The organism is Stenotrophomonas sp. BIO128-Bstrain (genome assembly GCF_030128875.1).
Lineage (GTDB): Bacteria > Pseudomonadota > Gammaproteobacteria > Xanthomonadales > Xanthomonadaceae > Stenotrophomonas > Stenotrophomonas bentonitica_A.
In genome coordinates this window covers 4,011,940-4,025,668 of record NZ_CP124620.1, presented here as the reverse complement: position 1 = coordinate 4,025,668, position 13,729 = coordinate 4,011,940, and the positions used below count along the sequence as shown (strand labels likewise).

The window sequence follows — 13,729 nt, the reverse complement described above, 5'->3', positions numbered from 1 at the left end:
ACCGTGCGCTGCACGACCTGCAAGGATGATGGTGTGACTGTTTCCCTCCCCCTTCTGCGCCGCCACGGCTGGCGCACGACCCTGTTCACCCTGCTCACGGCGGTCAGCCTGCCCGCGACCGCAGCCGCCCAGGCGATGGTGTGCGGCACGTTCGTCTCCGAGGACACCGGCACCACGTTGACCCTGAACAGTGCGAATGAAGGCGTGCGGCAGATTCCCGGCCAGGCACCCGAGCCGTACCTCCTCAGCCGCCTCGGCGACGAGCTGAAGCTGGCCGACCTGGACAATGGCGGGGTAGGCGCGCTGACCATAGAAGACGGCGGCCGCCGGCTCAGCGACCGCTTCAACGCGTACCGCCTGCAGAAGGCCGCCACCTGTCGCCCCGCCACGGTGTTCCCCGCTGCGTCCTGCCGGGCCGAGATCGGCACCTGCCTGGACGACATGCTTTTCGCCAGCAACGACCGCCTCCGCCAGTGGTGCCGCGAGGATGTCCCGGCCGCCTGCAAGCGCCTGCTGGCCAACTTCCAGACCGGGGCGCACGAAGCCAGGACGCTGGCCGCCACGCGGGATGAAGGCCCGGACAGGGACGCGCCGGAGGTCTGCAAGCCCGACTCCGCCCAGTACGACCAGGCCGCCTGCCTGGAGGCCGCGCGTGACGCCATGGGCCAGGCCTTTGCCAAGGCCCTGCTCGGCGGCCTCGCCGCCGCTGATGCCTCGCCGCTGCCGGCCGCGCAGCTCGATGAGATCACCGCGATCTGCCAGGCACAGACCGGCGGCACGTTCTGCGCCAAGGCCGCCGAAGCACTGTGGGACGCCGGCCGCCTGGTTCCCGCCCGCGACGCACTGCAGCGGGCCTGCACCCGGGGCCACGACCCGCGCGCCTGTGAGCGGGCCGCCCCGCTGGCCGGGCTGGACGCTACGGCGTTGAGCCCGGTGGCAGCCACGTCCCTGCCCTGCGGCAGCTATGTGGCCAGCCAGGGCCTGATGGACCATCTGCCGTTCGGCGATGGCGGCATGATCGACAGCGGCTTCGGTGGCAAACTGCGCGCGCGCCTGGTCGATGGCGACATCCGCGTGCGTCACGACCAGGGCGACGATTTCGTCTTCAAGCGCCTGGCCAATGGCAACCTCATCGGCATGGACAGCTGGAACCGCTTCAGCTACTACGCACACACCGGCGAGGCGCAGCAGTGCAGCGCGCCGGTGGTCTTCGTCGAAACCCCGCTGCCGCAGGACTGCCCGAAGCTGGCCCGCGAAGGCGGTGCCCAGGCGTGCTGCGCGGCCGGCAAGCTGCAGGGCTGCAATGCCGCTGGTCATCAGCTGGCGCTGCGCAACCGCTGGGCCGAGGCGTCGCCGTTCTATCTGACGCTGTGCACCGCCGGCGTGCGCGAGGGCTGCGAGAACCTGGCCAGCGTCTACGAACACACCGGTGACGAGGCGCTGCCCGAGCAGATGGCCGCGATCTGCGCAAAGGACGGCAACGGTACCCACGTCGCCTGCGATGTGCACGCGACCCGCAACTGGGGCCTGATGCAGGTCAGCGCCGGGCTGGAGCAGATCGCCGAGCGCATGGCCGCCGAGGCCGAGGCGGACGACGATGCCGATGCGCCGGCCCAGGCCCCTGCCGCGACAAAGGACAGCAGCAACCGCAACCGCAAGAGCGGCCACTGAGCACACGCAGGCCGTGCACCGGCCTGCGGTAAAGTAGCGCCATGAACGACTTCGACCGCGTCCGCGCGTATCTGACCGACCTGCAGGACCGCATCTGTGCGGCGATCGAAACCGCCGACGGCCAGGCCCGCTTTGCCGAAGATCTCTGGCAGCGTGCGGAGGGTGGCGGTGGCCGTACCCGCATCCTGCGCGATGGCGCCGTGTTCGAGCAGGCCGGGATCGGGTTCTCCGATGTGGCCGGTACCCGCCTGCCGCCATCGGCCTCGGCGAACCGGCCGGAGCTGGCCGGCGCGTCATGGCGCGCGACCGGCGTCTCGCTGGTGTTCCATCCGGCCAATCCCTATTTGCCGACCACGCACGCCAACGTGCGCTACTTCCGCGCCGAGCGCGATGGCGTGGCGGTGGCGTCCTGGTTCGGCGGGGGCTTCGATCTCACCCCGTTCTACCCGATCGACGAAGACGTGCGGCACTGGCACCAGGTTGCGCATGATCTGTGCGCGCCCTTCGGCGAAGAGCGCTATGCGGCGCACAAGCGCTGGTGCGATGAGTATTTCTTCCTGCGCCACCGCAACGAGACGCGGGGCGTAGGCGGATTGTTCTTCGACGACCTGCATGGCGACTTCGAGCGCGATTTTGCGTATCTGCGCGCGGTCGGCGATGGCTTCATGGACGCCTATCTGCCGCTGGTCGAGCGCCGCAAGGACACGCCGTATGGCGAGCGCGAGCGCGAATTCCAGCTGTACCGGCGCGGCCGCTATGTCGAGTTCAACCTGGTCTACGACCGCGGCACCCTGTTCGGGCTGCAGAGCGGTGGGCGCAGCGAGAGCATCCTGATGAGCCTGCCCCCGCGCGTGCGCTGGGAGTATGGCTTCCAGCCGGAGGCCGGCAGCGACGAGGCGCGTTTGGCCGACTATCTCGTGCCGCGCGACTGGGTGTAACCCAGCGCGCCACCGCATGGGCCGGCATGGATTTCGCATGCGGTGCATGGGTGGCACCCGTCGGGTAGAGCCACCCCATGGGTGGCTGCGGTCCCAAAGATGGCAGCCACCCATGGGGTGGCTCTACGCCTTCTTCGGCACGATCGTGATGTGGCCGTTGATCTCCAGCACGGCCAGGGCGACATCGTCGATGGACAGGCAGCCCTGCTGGCGCATCGCCGCGTCCAGATCGGCCGGGGTGACCAGTTCGCGCTTGAGCACGGAATCGAGCACCTTGCCGTCGCGGGCAATCAGGATCGGCTCGCCTTCAACCAGGGTTTCCACCCGTCGGCTGCGCGTGCTGAGCCAGCCCACGCCGTAGTTGATCGAGATCAGCGTCGCCGCCAGCAGCAGACCGCCGCCCAGGGAGGTGTCCTGGCCCAGCAGGGCGTTCTGCACCGCGTTGCCGAGCAACACGATCAGCAGCACGTCGAACGGGGTGATCTGGCCCAGCGCGCGCTTGCCGGACAGCCGGACCATGCCCAGGACCACCACGTACACCACCACCGCGCGCAGGATGAATTCCCACCACGGCATGGCCAATGCAAACAGGTCGCTCATTGCCTTTCCCCGGACTCGTCCAGCCAGCATGGGCCGGCACCCGCTGCGAGGCAATGGCCGGGCGTCGCGGAGGGGCTGTTTTCGGCGCCACAAATAAAAAGCCCCGCCAACCAGGGGGAGGTTAGCGGGGCCGGGGAACGGGTGCTTGGGGAGGAGCCCCCGTTCCGAGATCTGCTCCAGGGGATGGGAGAGATCCACAACAGGCATTGCGCCTGTCGAGGTCTATCAAAGCACTCCGAACATTGATAGTTCGTGAAGGGGCCCAATTAATCCGCCCCTCTTCCCGGAAACATTCATCCAACAGTCAGATTATCGTGGCGCAATGAACCAATTCAGCCTTTTGACTGTGATTCAGGCCTCAATGTGCCTCATCCCAGTTATCACCGACGCCGGCATCCACCACCAGCGGTACCCGAAGTTCGGCCGCTGACGACATCAATTCAACGACTTTCAAACGCAAGGTGTCGAGGAAACTGCTTTCGGTTTCAAAGACCAGTTCATCGTGTACCTGCAGAATCATCTTGGCCTGGTCGCTGTGGTCCTGGAGCCAGCTGTCCACCTTCACCATGGCGCGCTTGATGATGTCGGCCGCCGTGCCCTGCATGGGGGCATTGATGGCGGCGCGTTCCGCCCCGGCGCGCAGGCCCTGGTTGCGGGCGTTGATGTCGTTCAGGTACAGCCGACGGCCGAACAGGGTCTCCACGTAGCCCTGGTCACGGGCCTGCTGGCGCATCCGTTCCATGAAATCACGCACGCCCGGGTAGCGGCTGAAGTACAGCGCCACGTAATCCTGGGCCTGGCCGCGGTCGATGCCCAGGTTGCGGGCCAGCCCGAACGCACTCATGCCGTACATCAGGCCGAAGTTGATCGCCTTGGCGGCCCGGCGTTCGTTGGAGGTGACCTCTTCCAGGCTGCGGCTGAAGACTTCGGCCGCGGTCGCACGGTGCACGTCCACGCCCTGCTCGAAGGCCCGCACCAGGCCGGGGTCTTCGGAGAGGTGGGCCATGATCCGCAGTTCGATCTGCGAGTAATCGCAGGCCAGGATCTTGCGGCCCGGCGGGGCGACGAAGGCGCGGCGGATGCGGCGGCCGTCCTCGGTGCGGATCGGGATGTTCTGCAGGTTCGGGTCGGACGAGGACAGCCGGCCGGTGGCGGCGCCGGACTGGTGGTAGCTGGTGTGTACCCGCCCGGTGTCCTGGTTGATCATCTCCGGCAGCTTGTCGGTATAGGTGCTGCGCAGCTTGGCCAGCCCGCGGTACTCCAGGATCACCCGCGGCAGTTCATGCTGCTCGGCGATCGCCTCCAGCGCCTCTTCGTTGGTGCTGGGCTGGCCCTTGGGCGTCTTCACCAGTGCCGGCAACTGCAGTTCGTCGAACAGCACGGCCTGCAGCTGCTTGGGCGAATCCAGGTTGAAGGTGCGCCCGGCCAGCTCGGTGGCCTTCTGCTGGGCGGCCAGCATGCGCGAGCCCAGGTCCTGGCTCTGCCGGCGCAGCTCGGCCATGTCGATGTGCACGCCATTGGCTTCGATCCGCGCCAGCACCGGCACCAGCGGCATCTCGATGTCGCGGTAGACGCCGTCCAGCGAGGGCGTGGCCTGCAGTTGTGGCTGCAGCGCGTGGTGCAGGCGCAGGGTCACGTCGGCATCTTCAGCAGCGTAACGGCACGCTTCGTCCAGGCCCACCTGCGAGAACGAGATCTGCTTGGCGCCCTTGCCGGCCACCTCCTCGAACTTGATCGTGGTGTAGCCCAGGTAGCGCATCGCCAGCGAGTCCATGTCATGGCGCGTGGCGGTGGAATTGAGCACGAAGCTCTCCAGCATGGTGTCGTCGTGGTACCCCTGCAGGTTCACGCCGTGGCGGCGCAGCACGTGCAGGTCGTACTTGCCGTGCTGGCCAAGCTTCTTCCTGGTGGGGTCTTCCAGGGCAGGGCGCAGCGCTGCCAGCACCTGCTCGCGCGGCAGCTGGGCCGGCGCACCCGGGTAGTCATGGCCGACCGGGATGTAGGCCGCCCGGCCCGGCTCGACCGCCAGGCTGATGCCGACCAGGTTGGCGCGCATGGCGTCCAGCGCGTCGGTCTCGGTATCGAAGGAGATCAGCTCGGCCGTGGCCAGGCGCTGCACCCAGGCGTCGAGCTGCTCAGTGGTCAGCACCATCTCGTACTCACCGGGGGCGGAGAGCGCCGGGTCGACCGGCACCACCGCCTCCTCCGCCGTGCCGCGGGCGTAGCCGGCCGCGGTGCCGCGCAGGCTGACCGGGGCATCGCTGGCGGCAGCGGGGGCCGGCACCGGGCCGCCCAGCTCCTTGAGGGCCTGGGTGAAACCGTAGCGCAGGTACAGCTCGCTCAGCGAGGGCACATCCGGCTCGCGCAGCGGCAGCGTCTGCGGCGTCACCTCCAGCGGCACGTCGGTGCGGATCGTGACCAGCTCGCGGTTGAGCGGCAGGCGCTCCAGCGCCGCGCGCAGGTTTTCGCCGATCTTGCCCTTCATGGTCGGGGCCGCGGCGATCACGCCGTCCAGGTGCTGGTACTCGGCCAGCCACTTGGCAGCGGTCTTGGGGCCGCACTTTTCCACACCCGGCACGTTGTCCACCGCGTCGCCCATCAGCGCCAGCAGGTCGACGATCTGGTCGGCACGCACGCCGAACTTCTCCATCACCGCCGCGTCCGAATCCATGCGGCTGCCGGTCATGGTGTTGACCAGCTCGATGCCCGGGCGGACCAACTGGGCGAAGTCCTTGTCACCGGTGGAAATGGTGACCTGCAGGCCATCGCGGTGGCCCTGCAGGGCCAGCGTGCCGATCACATCATCGGCTTCCACGCCGGGGATGCGCAGGATGCTCAGGCCCAGCGCTTCGACGATGCGGCACATCGGCTCGATCTGCGGGCGCAGGTCGTCGGGCATCGGCGGGCGGTTGGCCTTGTAGTCGGCGTACAGGTCGTCACGGAAGGTCTTGCCCGGCGCATCGACCACGAAAGCGACGAACTCGGGGCGCTCCTTCAGGGTGGCGCGCAGCATGTTGACCACACCGAACAATGCGCCGGTGGGTTCACCGTGTGCGTTGGTCAGCGGCGGAAGCGCGTGGAACGCGCGATACAGGTAACTGGACCCGTCAATCAGGACTAATCGGCTCATGCGACGATTCTACGCGCCCGGCCCTGACCGTCGTCGGCACCGGGCTCACGATCCATCGGGCATAATCAGGCCCTCTTCGCCCAAGGACTCCCGGCCCATGAAGATTCTGTTGCTCGCAGGCCTGCTCGCGCTGGCCGGCTGTGCCACCGGTGGCGGCGGCAGGCCCCCGGTCGATGTCACCGGTGCCGACGTGGTCAAGACGGTCCAGGACAACGGCGACACCATCGAGGAATACCGGGTGGGTGGCCAGCTGCGGATGGTCAAGGTGACCCCGTCGCGCGGTGCCCCGTTCTACATGTATGACCAGAACGGCGATGGCCGCATGGACAGTGACAAGGACGGCGTCTCGCCGGTCTACTGGAAGCTCTACAGCTGGTGAACCGCGGCGCTGTCCGCCCGGCCGCCCCCCGTGTCCGCACGCGGTGGCCGGGGCAACACGCCCGTCCCTGCACGCCTACGCTCGATGACCACACCCGAACGCCGCACTGCCCCGAACCCGGCTGAACTGCGCGCCGGCCTGACGGCGGAGCAGCGCCAGGCGGTGGAAACGCTGGAGCATTTCGGCTGGCAGCTGCGCTTCGTGCGCCGCCCGCTGTTCCGCGACCCGATCCCGGTACTGTTCGACCGCCACGGCGAGCGCTATGTGGTGCTGCAGCCCGATGGCACGCTGGATGAATCGCAGACGTTGAAGCTGCGCGACTGATCGGACGCGCACGCTTTGCGATTGATCGGGCGCTCGCGCTTTGCGACGGATCGGACGCGCACGCTTTGCGACGAAGGGGGAGGTAGTGCCGGGCGCTGGCCGGCTGCGCCTGCATCGGGCCAACCTGGGAGCCGGCCAGCGGCCGGCACTACCGCTTTCCCCGTTACCGGATGACCAGTACCGGTACCGTGCTGCGTGCAAGCACTTCGGCGGTCTGGCTGCCGAGCAGCACACGGGTGACGCCACGGCGACCATGCGAGGTCATCACGATCAGGTCGCTGCCGCGTTCAGTGGCGGTATCGATGATGCCGTCGGCGGCATAGCGGTCAAGCACGTGCACGGTGGTGGTGCGCAGTCCCTGCGCCTCGGCGGCGGCCTTGGCCGGCTGCAGCACCTTCTGCGCGGTCTCTTCGCGGTCGGCTTTGTACTCGGGCGTGTTCATGTAGCCCACGCTCCAGCCCATGGCGTCGTACATGCCCACCGCCCACGGCTCGGAGACGGTCACGATATCGACCTCGGCATCGAGGTCCCTGGCCAGCTCCAGGCCCTTGGCCAGGCCTTTTTCAGCCAGCTCCGAACCATCGGTGGCGATCAGGATGCGCTTGTACATGGCAGAGCTCCTTGGGGTGGCAATGGGAACATCACCATTGCACACCCGATGTGGACGCGGTGCCTTGAGCTGGATCAATCGCCGTGGGTGCGTACAGTCACTCCCCGTGCCGGGTTGCCCACCACCGTCGCACCGGCCGGTACATCGCGGGTGACCACGCTGCCGGCACCGACCACCGCGTTATCGCCAATGGTCACGCCGGGCAATATGATCGCGCCGCCGCCGATCCAGACATTGCGGCCGATGCGCACCGGCCTGGCCGACTCCAGGCCCTGCGCGCGTGCCTGCGGATCGCGCGGATGGTCGGCCGCATAGATCTGCACCGCCGGGCCGATCTGGGTGCCATCGCCGATGCTGACCTCGGCCACGTCCAGGATCACGCAGTTGTAGTTGAGGAATACGCCCTGGCCCAGGCGGATGTTGCTGCCGTAATCGCAGTGGAACGGCGGCCGGATCACCGCGCCTTCGCCGACCGCACCGAGCTGCTCGCGCAACAGCGCGCAGCGCACGGCCGGGCTTTCGGCCAGGGCCGCGTTGTAACGGACCATCCAGACCTTGGCCGCCGCCATCTCGGCCTGCAGTTCCGGGTCGCCCGGACGATACGGCATCCCGGACAGCATCTTTTCCTTTTCGCTCGGACCCATGTGGCCTCCATCAGACAGAGCCCGATGATGCCGGTTGCGCACGCGCGTGTCAGCGTGCGCCACGCCGCGTGCCCAGCAGTGCCACCACCGCGAAGACGACGCCGCTCAGCCAGAACCACAACGTTGCGGGGCCGATGCACACCACGCTGGGCTGTGGCTGGCAGCGCAGGCGCAGCAGATCGAAGTCGCCGCCGCCGGCCAGGCAGCTCTGCGCGTGGTGGACCAGGGCCAGCACCGGCTCGGCCCAGCCTGCCGACCACGTCAGCAGGACCAGTGCAGCAAGCAGATACGGAATTCCCTTGTTCACGAGTGCGCTCCCAGCGGACAGGGGCAGACTCTGGGCGCCGCCCTTGGAAGCGACAAGCGGCACGCGACGAAGCGCGTGAAATCCGGGATGAGCCGGGGAGGATCCGGGATGAAGCGTGCCCGCCCGCCCCGCCCCCTGCCCGATCGCGCACGCATGCGTTGCCCGTGCTGCAGCGCAGGACGCCAGGCGACACGGCCCGTGACAGACTCCGCGCATGCGCCGACTGCTCATCGCCCTGCTGTGCTCGCTGCTCCTGCTCCCGATGGCCGGGCTTGCCGCCCCACCCGGCGCCGACCGCATCCTGATCTTCACCCGCACCGCCAAGTTCCACCACGACTCGATTCCAGTGGCCGTGGCGACGCTGCGCCAGCTGAGCACCGAGGCCGGATTGAGGGCGGACCACAGCGAGGATCCGCGCGACTTCCGCGCCGACACCCTCGCCCGCTACCGCGCCGTGGTCTTCGCCAACACCACCGGCGATGTGCTCGACGCCACGCAGCAGGCCGCCATGGAGCAGTTCATCCGCAACGGCGGCGGTTTCATGGGCGTGCACGCTGCCGCGGATACCGAATACGACTGGCCGTGGTATGGCGAGCTGGTGGGCGCGTGGTTCCACAAACACCCGGAAGGTCTGCAGGACACGTTGGTGCAGCCCGAACGGGACGGGAAGGCTTCCGGAGTGGCCTGGCCGATCCGCGATGAGCTCTACAACTACCGGCGCAATCCCCGTGGGATGGTGCAGGTCATCGCGACGGTGGACGAATCGCGCTACGACGGCGGCACCATGGGCGCCGATCATCCCATCGCCTGGTGCCGGCCCTTCGATGGCGGCCGCAGCTGGTATACCGGGCTGGGCCACGATGTGGCGGTGTATGGCGACCCGAATGTCCGCGCGCAGCTGCGCCGTGGCCTGCGCTATGCGGCAGGCCACGCGCCGGCGTGTTGATCGATCAGGCGGTGCGTACCACGCGCGCGCCCTGGCACAGCGGGTAGCTCGCCAGCAGATCGGCGATACGCTCGTGCATCGTGTCGAACGAGGCGCCATACAGATACAGCGCCGTCTCGGTCGGGCCCTGCCACCAGCTGCAGATCTCGCCGTGGCCTTCGATACGCTCGACGATCTGCTCGAACACGTAGTTCGAATCGCACTGCTCGTAGACCTCATCGGGCAGGTCGGTGCCGTTCAAGTACAACGCCAGGCCCTCGGTGACACCGAACGGCTGATCGGCAACGCCTTCGCGCTGGATCAGCGAGCCCTTGGGTGCACCCAGCTGCTGCAGCAGCTCGATCACGCCGGGCAGCGAGGCCGGATCGTTCAACGCGATCTCGATATCGCCATAGTCCACTTCGCCGTCGTCGGTCAGCGCGGTGCCACCGCCCGTGATCTCGCCCAGTTCGGCAGTGCCCAGCAGGGCATCCAGTGGATCTTCGAACAGCTCGTGGCGATGCTCGGGCTGAAGCTTGGCGTTCAACTTCACGGTGACGTGCAGCGGCGAATCGGTCATGGCGGGGGCCTGCGCGAAAGGAATGCCGCCCATTGTAGTGCCGGCCGCTGGCCGGCTCCCATGTGTAGAGTCGAGCCGTGCTCGACTGCCTTTCGGCAGTAAGCAGCCGAGCATGGCTCGGCGCTACAACAGCGCGGTCAACGCAGGAACGGCGCCACCTTACGTTTGAGCAACTCCACCAGCACCGGGTCCATGTACTCGTAGTCGTCCGGGATATCCAGGCAGATTACCCGCTTGCCGCCCAGCCATGCGTTGTAACGACTGGACAGCCGGCTGCGGTGCTCCTTCTCCATCACGAAGACCAGGTCGGCCCACTGCAGCTGCTCCGGACTGAGCACTTCCTCGGCGTGGGCCAGCAGCCCTGCCGAGGCGGTCTCGATACCGGGCCAATCGGCAAATACCTGCTCGGCCGTCGGGCTGCGCAGGCGGTTCTGGCTGCAAAGGAAAAGTACGTTGCGGGTCATGGCTCGCAGCGTAATCGGGGGCGGATTCCTTTTCCATCGGAAAAGGGATCTGACCCCACAGGACAATCTAAACAAATTGCATTGCTGACGAAGGTTCCGACAGCCATCATGGGCTTCCCCACTGTCCAGATAACCATGATCACCAGAGATGAGCTGTTGAGGGAATTTGGCGAGGTCGGCGAAGCCCATGGTTGCTACGTTGGCAAATACGTCGTTGCGACGTACACGCTTTATTGCTGCCTGCGAAACGCCGACGGGCATGATCTGGCGATCACCTCGAAGGACATCCATGATCCGCAGTTCGCTTCCAGCGTAGGGCTGAGCGCGCCGTCCCACCTGTCTCATGACAGACCGACGATTTTTGCTATTCCACCAAACATCTATGGATTCACCCACGCGATAGCGGTTCCCAGCACGTATCACGGGCTCCTGAACCGCAGTGCGAATCGAACCGACCTGTTCCTGTGTCTGCCGATCTTCCAGTGCGAGTTCAGCGGCAACGAATCAGAAGAGGATTTCAAGTGGTCCACGCATCACATCGTCGACGTCAACAACTGGCGCAGGATCAGGCAACCGAAGATCAGCCTGTATTTCGACAACCCCCGGACTGGCGGCGGAGCGGACAAGGACGGGGCCATCGTGAGTCTTGAGACACTGATGGCCGAGATCGAAAACCTCAACGGAGTGAGCGATGGCTTCATCGAGATCACCAATTATCGCGACGAGGTGATCGAAGTGCTGTCGCCGGAAGAAGGGCGCTACGTGCTGATCCAAAACCGTCAGCATGAAGAGCTGATGGAACGCGCCGGGGTGGTGGCAGCCGTGGAGACGTTCACCACCGGCTGACGACCGACCGCTGTTGTGGAGCCGAGCCTATGCTCGGCTGATTTTCCCCGCCTACAGCAGCCGAGCATGGCTCGGCTCTACAGGAATTCCCGGCCCCCGACGGTGATCAGATCACCGTCAGGTTGGCATACGCCATCACCAGCCACTTGCTGCCGGCTTCGATGAATTCCACCTGCACGCGGGCGTGCTGGCCGCTGCCTTCATAGTCGGTGACCATGCCTTCGCCGAACTTGGGATGGTTGACCATCGCGCCCAGCTTGAGCGGCGGTGCTTCCAGCGCCGCATGGCCCATCACCCGGTTGGCGCCCAGCGAGGTGCCGCGCGAGACCTGCACCTTGGGGCGCACTTCGTTCACCAGCTCACGCGGGATCTCGCGCAGGAAACGCGAGGGCACGTTGTAGTTGTCCTGGCCATGGATGCGACGCGATTCGGCGTAGCAGAGCACCAGCTTCTGGCGCGCGCGCGTGATGCCCACGTAGGCCAGGCGACGCTCTTCTTCCAGCCGGCCGCTTTCTTCCAGCGAACGTGCACTCGGGAACAGGCCGTCTTCCATGCCGGCCAGGAACACCAGCGGGAATTCCAGGCCCTTGGCGGCGTGCAGCGTCATCAACTGCACGCCCTCTTCGCCGGCCTGGGCCTGGCCTTCGCCAGCCTCCAGCGAGGCGTAGGCGAGGAAGGCGACCAGCTCGCTCATGTCCTGGGTCTCTTCGACGTCATCCTCGCGACGCACGAAGCGCGAGGCCACCGAGACCAGTTCGTCCAGGTTGTCCGCGCGCGATTCCGAATCCAGCGCGTTGCGGCTTTCCTTGGACCAGTGCTCGCGCAGGCCCGAGCGCATCAGCACGTGGTCGATGCGTTCGGCCAGGGTCATCGTGTCCGCTTCGGCCTGGAGCTGATTGACCAGCACCAGGAAGCCGGCCAGCGCGTTGCGTGCGCGTGCGGCCAGCGCATTTCCCTGGGTGGTCAGCATGGTCGCTTCCCACAGCGAGATCGCCTGGGCGCGCGCCAACCGGCGCACTTCATCCAGGGTGCGGTCGCCGATGCCACGCGTTGGCGTGTTGACCGCGCGTTCGAAGGCGGCGTCATCGTTGCGGTTGGTCATCAACCGCAGGTATGCCAGCGCGTCCTTGATTTCGGCACGCTCGAAGAAGCGCATGCCGCCATACACGCGGTACGGCACCTGCTCGGAGAGCAGCGCTTCTTCGAACGCACGCGACTGCGCGTTGCTGCGGTAGAGCACGGCCACATCGCCGTAGCTGCCGCCGTCGCGCACCCACTGGCGCGCCCGCTCGACCACGTAACGCGCCTCATCCATTTCGTTGTAGGCCGCGTAAAGATCGATCGGATCACCGTCGCCGCTGTCGGTCCACAACTCCTTGCCGATGCGGTCCGGGTTGTGCGCGATCACCGCATTGGCTGCGCCGAGGATGTTGGCGGTGGAGCGGTAGTTCTGCTCCAGGCGCACGGTCTGCGCACCCGGGAAATCCTTCAGGAAGCGCTGGACGTTCTCGACCTTGGCGCCGCGCCAGCCGTAGATGGCCTGGTCGTCGTCGCCGACCACGAACACGTGGCCGCTGTCGCCGGCCAGCACGCGCACGAAGGCGTACTGGATGGCGTTGGTGTCCTGGAACTCGTCCACCAGGATTTCGCGGAAGCGCGAACGGTAGTGGGCCAGCAGGGCCGGGTTGTCGCGCAGCAGTTCATGCGCGCGCAGCAGCAGCTCGGCGAAATCGACCAGGCCGGCACGGTCGCAGCGTTCCTGGTAGGCCGCGTAGGCCTGGCGCATGGTCTCCAGCCACGCATCATGCGGCTCGGGCTGGATGTGCTGTGGGCGGCGGCCCTCGTCCTTCTGCTCGTTGATCCACCAGGCGATCTGCTTCGGCGGGAACTTGCCGTCGTCGATCTCCAGCTGCTGGACCACGCGCTTGACCAGCCGCAGTTGGTCGTCCGAGTCCATCACCTGGAAGCTGTCGGGCAGCTTGGCGTCCTGGTAATGCAGGCGCAGCAGGCGGTGGGCCAGGCCGTGGAAGGTGCCGATCCAGGCGCCGCGGCTGCCCTGCGGCAGCTGCAGGTCGATGCGGTGACGCATCTCCCCGGCGGCCTTGTTGGTGAAGGTCACCGCAAAAATGCCATGGGTCGGCACGCCGCAGACTTCATTGAGCCAGGCGATGCGGTGGATAAGCACGCGGGTCTTGCCGGAACCGGCACCGGCAAGCACCAGATGGTGGCCGGGCGGGGCGGACACAGCTTCGCGCTGGGCGGGGTTCAACCCGTCGAGCAAGTGGGAAACATCCATGTCCCCATTTTACGC

The 13,729-nt window shown here is 66.8% G+C and carries 14 protein-coding genes; 6 read left to right on the top strand and 8 right to left on the bottom strand.

What is annotated here, in order from left to right; translation table 11 throughout:
* The first annotated feature begins 33 nt into the window (after nucleotides 1-33).
* Together POS15_RS18295 and hemF are read left to right on the top strand one after the other, a co-directional pair.
* Nucleotides 34-1,671 (top strand): hypothetical protein, encoded by a 1,638-nt coding sequence (locus POS15_RS18295; protein WP_046272603.1) that lies wholly within the window; start codon nucleotides 34-36, stop codon nucleotides 1,669-1,671.
* Between the two features lie 41 nt (nucleotides 1,672-1,712).
* On the top strand, nucleotides 1,713-2,609 hold the full coding sequence (gene hemF / locus POS15_RS18290; protein ID WP_019185641.1) for an oxygen-dependent coproporphyrinogen oxidase: 897 nt from the start codon (nucleotides 1,713-1,715) through the stop codon (nucleotides 2,607-2,609).
* A gap of 123 nt (nucleotides 2,610-2,732) precedes the next feature.
* Here hemF and POS15_RS18285 read toward each other — a convergent pair whose 3' ends face one another.
* On the bottom strand, nucleotides 2,733-3,209 hold the full coding sequence (locus POS15_RS18285; protein WP_019185640.1) for a YetF domain-containing protein: 477 nt from the start codon (nucleotides 3,207-3,209) through the stop codon (nucleotides 2,733-2,735).
* Between the two features lie 358 nt (nucleotides 3,210-3,567).
* Nucleotides 3,568-6,339 (bottom strand): DNA polymerase I, encoded by a 2,772-nt coding sequence (gene polA, locus POS15_RS18280; RefSeq protein ID WP_019185639.1) that lies wholly within the window; start codon nucleotides 6,337-6,339, stop codon nucleotides 3,568-3,570.
* A gap of 97 nt (nucleotides 6,340-6,436) precedes the next feature.
* On the opposite strand from polA, the gene POS15_RS18275 reads away from it, so the two are divergent.
* Both POS15_RS18275 and POS15_RS18270 read left to right on the top strand, forming a co-directional pair.
* The gene (locus POS15_RS18275) at nucleotides 6,437-6,718 is read left to right on the top strand and encodes a DUF2782 domain-containing protein (protein WP_019185638.1); all 282 of its coding nucleotides are present in this window, start codon (nucleotides 6,437-6,439) and stop codon (nucleotides 6,716-6,718) included.
* An 84-nt stretch (nucleotides 6,719-6,802) separates the two neighbouring features.
* The gene (locus POS15_RS18270; protein ID WP_019185637.1) at nucleotides 6,803-7,042 is read left to right on the top strand and encodes a hypothetical protein; all 240 of its coding nucleotides are present in this window, start codon (nucleotides 6,803-6,805) and stop codon (nucleotides 7,040-7,042) included.
* A gap of 163 nt (nucleotides 7,043-7,205) precedes the next feature.
* Here the strand turns inward: POS15_RS18270 and POS15_RS18265 are convergent, their stop codons facing one another.
* From POS15_RS18265 to POS15_RS18255, 3 genes are all read right to left on the bottom strand, one after another.
* Complete coding sequence (locus POS15_RS18265) at nucleotides 7,206-7,652, bottom strand: universal stress protein (protein WP_019185636.1); 447 nt, start codon at nucleotides 7,650-7,652, stop codon at nucleotides 7,206-7,208.
* Nucleotides 7,653-7,726: 74 nt separating this feature from the next.
* Nucleotides 7,727-8,296: a sugar O-acetyltransferase gene (locus tag POS15_RS18260; RefSeq protein ID WP_019185635.1), complete on the bottom strand. Its 570-nt coding sequence runs from the start codon at nucleotides 8,294-8,296 to the stop codon at nucleotides 7,727-7,729.
* A 49-nt stretch (nucleotides 8,297-8,345) separates the two neighbouring features.
* Entirely contained in the window at nucleotides 8,346-8,603 is a 258-nt protein-coding gene (locus POS15_RS18255; protein WP_019185634.1) for a hypothetical protein, read from the bottom strand.
* A 214-nt stretch (nucleotides 8,604-8,817) separates the two neighbouring features.
* Between POS15_RS18255 and POS15_RS18250 the strand changes: the two genes are divergently transcribed.
* Entirely contained in the window at nucleotides 8,818-9,549 is a 732-nt protein-coding gene (locus POS15_RS18250; RefSeq protein ID WP_019185633.1) for a ThuA domain-containing protein, read from the top strand.
* Nucleotides 9,550-9,553: 4 nt separating this feature from the next.
* On the opposite strand, the gene POS15_RS18245 is transcribed toward POS15_RS18250, so the two are convergent.
* Nucleotides 9,554-10,108, bottom strand: coding sequence for a hypothetical protein (locus tag POS15_RS18245; RefSeq protein ID WP_026070161.1), 555 nt, complete (start codon nucleotides 10,106-10,108; stop codon nucleotides 9,554-9,556).
* 137 nt (nucleotides 10,109-10,245) lie between these two features.
* Entirely contained in the window at nucleotides 10,246-10,572 is a 327-nt protein-coding gene (locus POS15_RS18240) for a low molecular weight protein tyrosine phosphatase family protein (RefSeq protein WP_019185631.1), read from the bottom strand.
* 81 nt (nucleotides 10,573-10,653) lie between these two features.
* Between POS15_RS18240 and POS15_RS18235 the strand changes: the two genes are divergently transcribed.
* The gene (locus POS15_RS18235) at nucleotides 10,654-11,418 is read left to right on the top strand and encodes a hypothetical protein (RefSeq protein ID WP_235318866.1); all 765 of its coding nucleotides are present in this window, start codon (nucleotides 10,654-10,656) and stop codon (nucleotides 11,416-11,418) included.
* 106 nt (nucleotides 11,419-11,524) lie between these two features.
* Here POS15_RS18235 and uvrD read toward each other — a convergent pair whose 3' ends face one another.
* Nucleotides 11,525-13,714 (bottom strand): DNA helicase II, encoded by a 2,190-nt coding sequence (gene uvrD / locus POS15_RS18230; RefSeq protein ID WP_019185629.1) that lies wholly within the window; start codon nucleotides 13,712-13,714, stop codon nucleotides 11,525-11,527.
* Nucleotides 13,715-13,729: the final 15 nt, after the last annotated feature.

What these genes read in the sequence shown, in the direction of transcription:
- POS15_RS18250 (WP_019185633.1), top strand. Translation starts at nt 8,818, where the DNA reads ATGCGCCGACTGCTCATCGCCCTGCTGTGCTCGCTGCTCCTGCTCCCG.
- POS15_RS18265 (WP_019185636.1), bottom strand. Translation starts at nt 7,652, where the DNA reads ATGTACAAGCGCATCCTGATCGCCACCGATGGTTCGGAGCTGGCTGAA.
- POS15_RS18275 (WP_019185638.1), top strand. Translation starts at nt 6,437, where the DNA reads ATGAAGATTCTGTTGCTCGCAGGCCTGCTCGCGCTGGCCGGCTGTGCC.
- uvrD (WP_019185629.1), bottom strand. Translation starts at nt 13,714, where the DNA reads ATGGATGTTTCCCACTTGCTCGACGGGTTGAACCCCGCCCAGCGCGAA.
- hemF (WP_019185641.1), top strand. Translation starts at nt 1,713, where the DNA reads ATGAACGACTTCGACCGCGTCCGCGCGTATCTGACCGACCTGCAGGAC.
- POS15_RS18285 (WP_019185640.1), bottom strand. Translation starts at nt 3,209, where the DNA reads ATGAGCGACCTGTTTGCATTGGCCATGCCGTGGTGGGAATTCATCCTG.
- polA (WP_019185639.1), bottom strand. Translation starts at nt 6,339, where the DNA reads ATGAGCCGATTAGTCCTGATTGACGGGTCCAGTTACCTGTATCGCGCG.
- POS15_RS18260 (WP_019185635.1), bottom strand. Translation starts at nt 8,296, where the DNA reads ATGGGTCCGAGCGAAAAGGAAAAGATGCTGTCCGGGATGCCGTATCGT.
- POS15_RS18240 (WP_019185631.1), bottom strand. Translation starts at nt 10,572, where the DNA reads ATGACCCGCAACGTACTTTTCCTTTGCAGCCAGAACCGCCTGCGCAGC.
- POS15_RS18245 (WP_026070161.1), bottom strand. Translation starts at nt 10,108, where the DNA reads ATGACCGATTCGCCGCTGCACGTCACCGTGAAGTTGAACGCCAAGCTT.
- POS15_RS18270 (WP_019185637.1), top strand. Translation starts at nt 6,803, where the DNA reads ATGACCACACCCGAACGCCGCACTGCCCCGAACCCGGCTGAACTGCGC.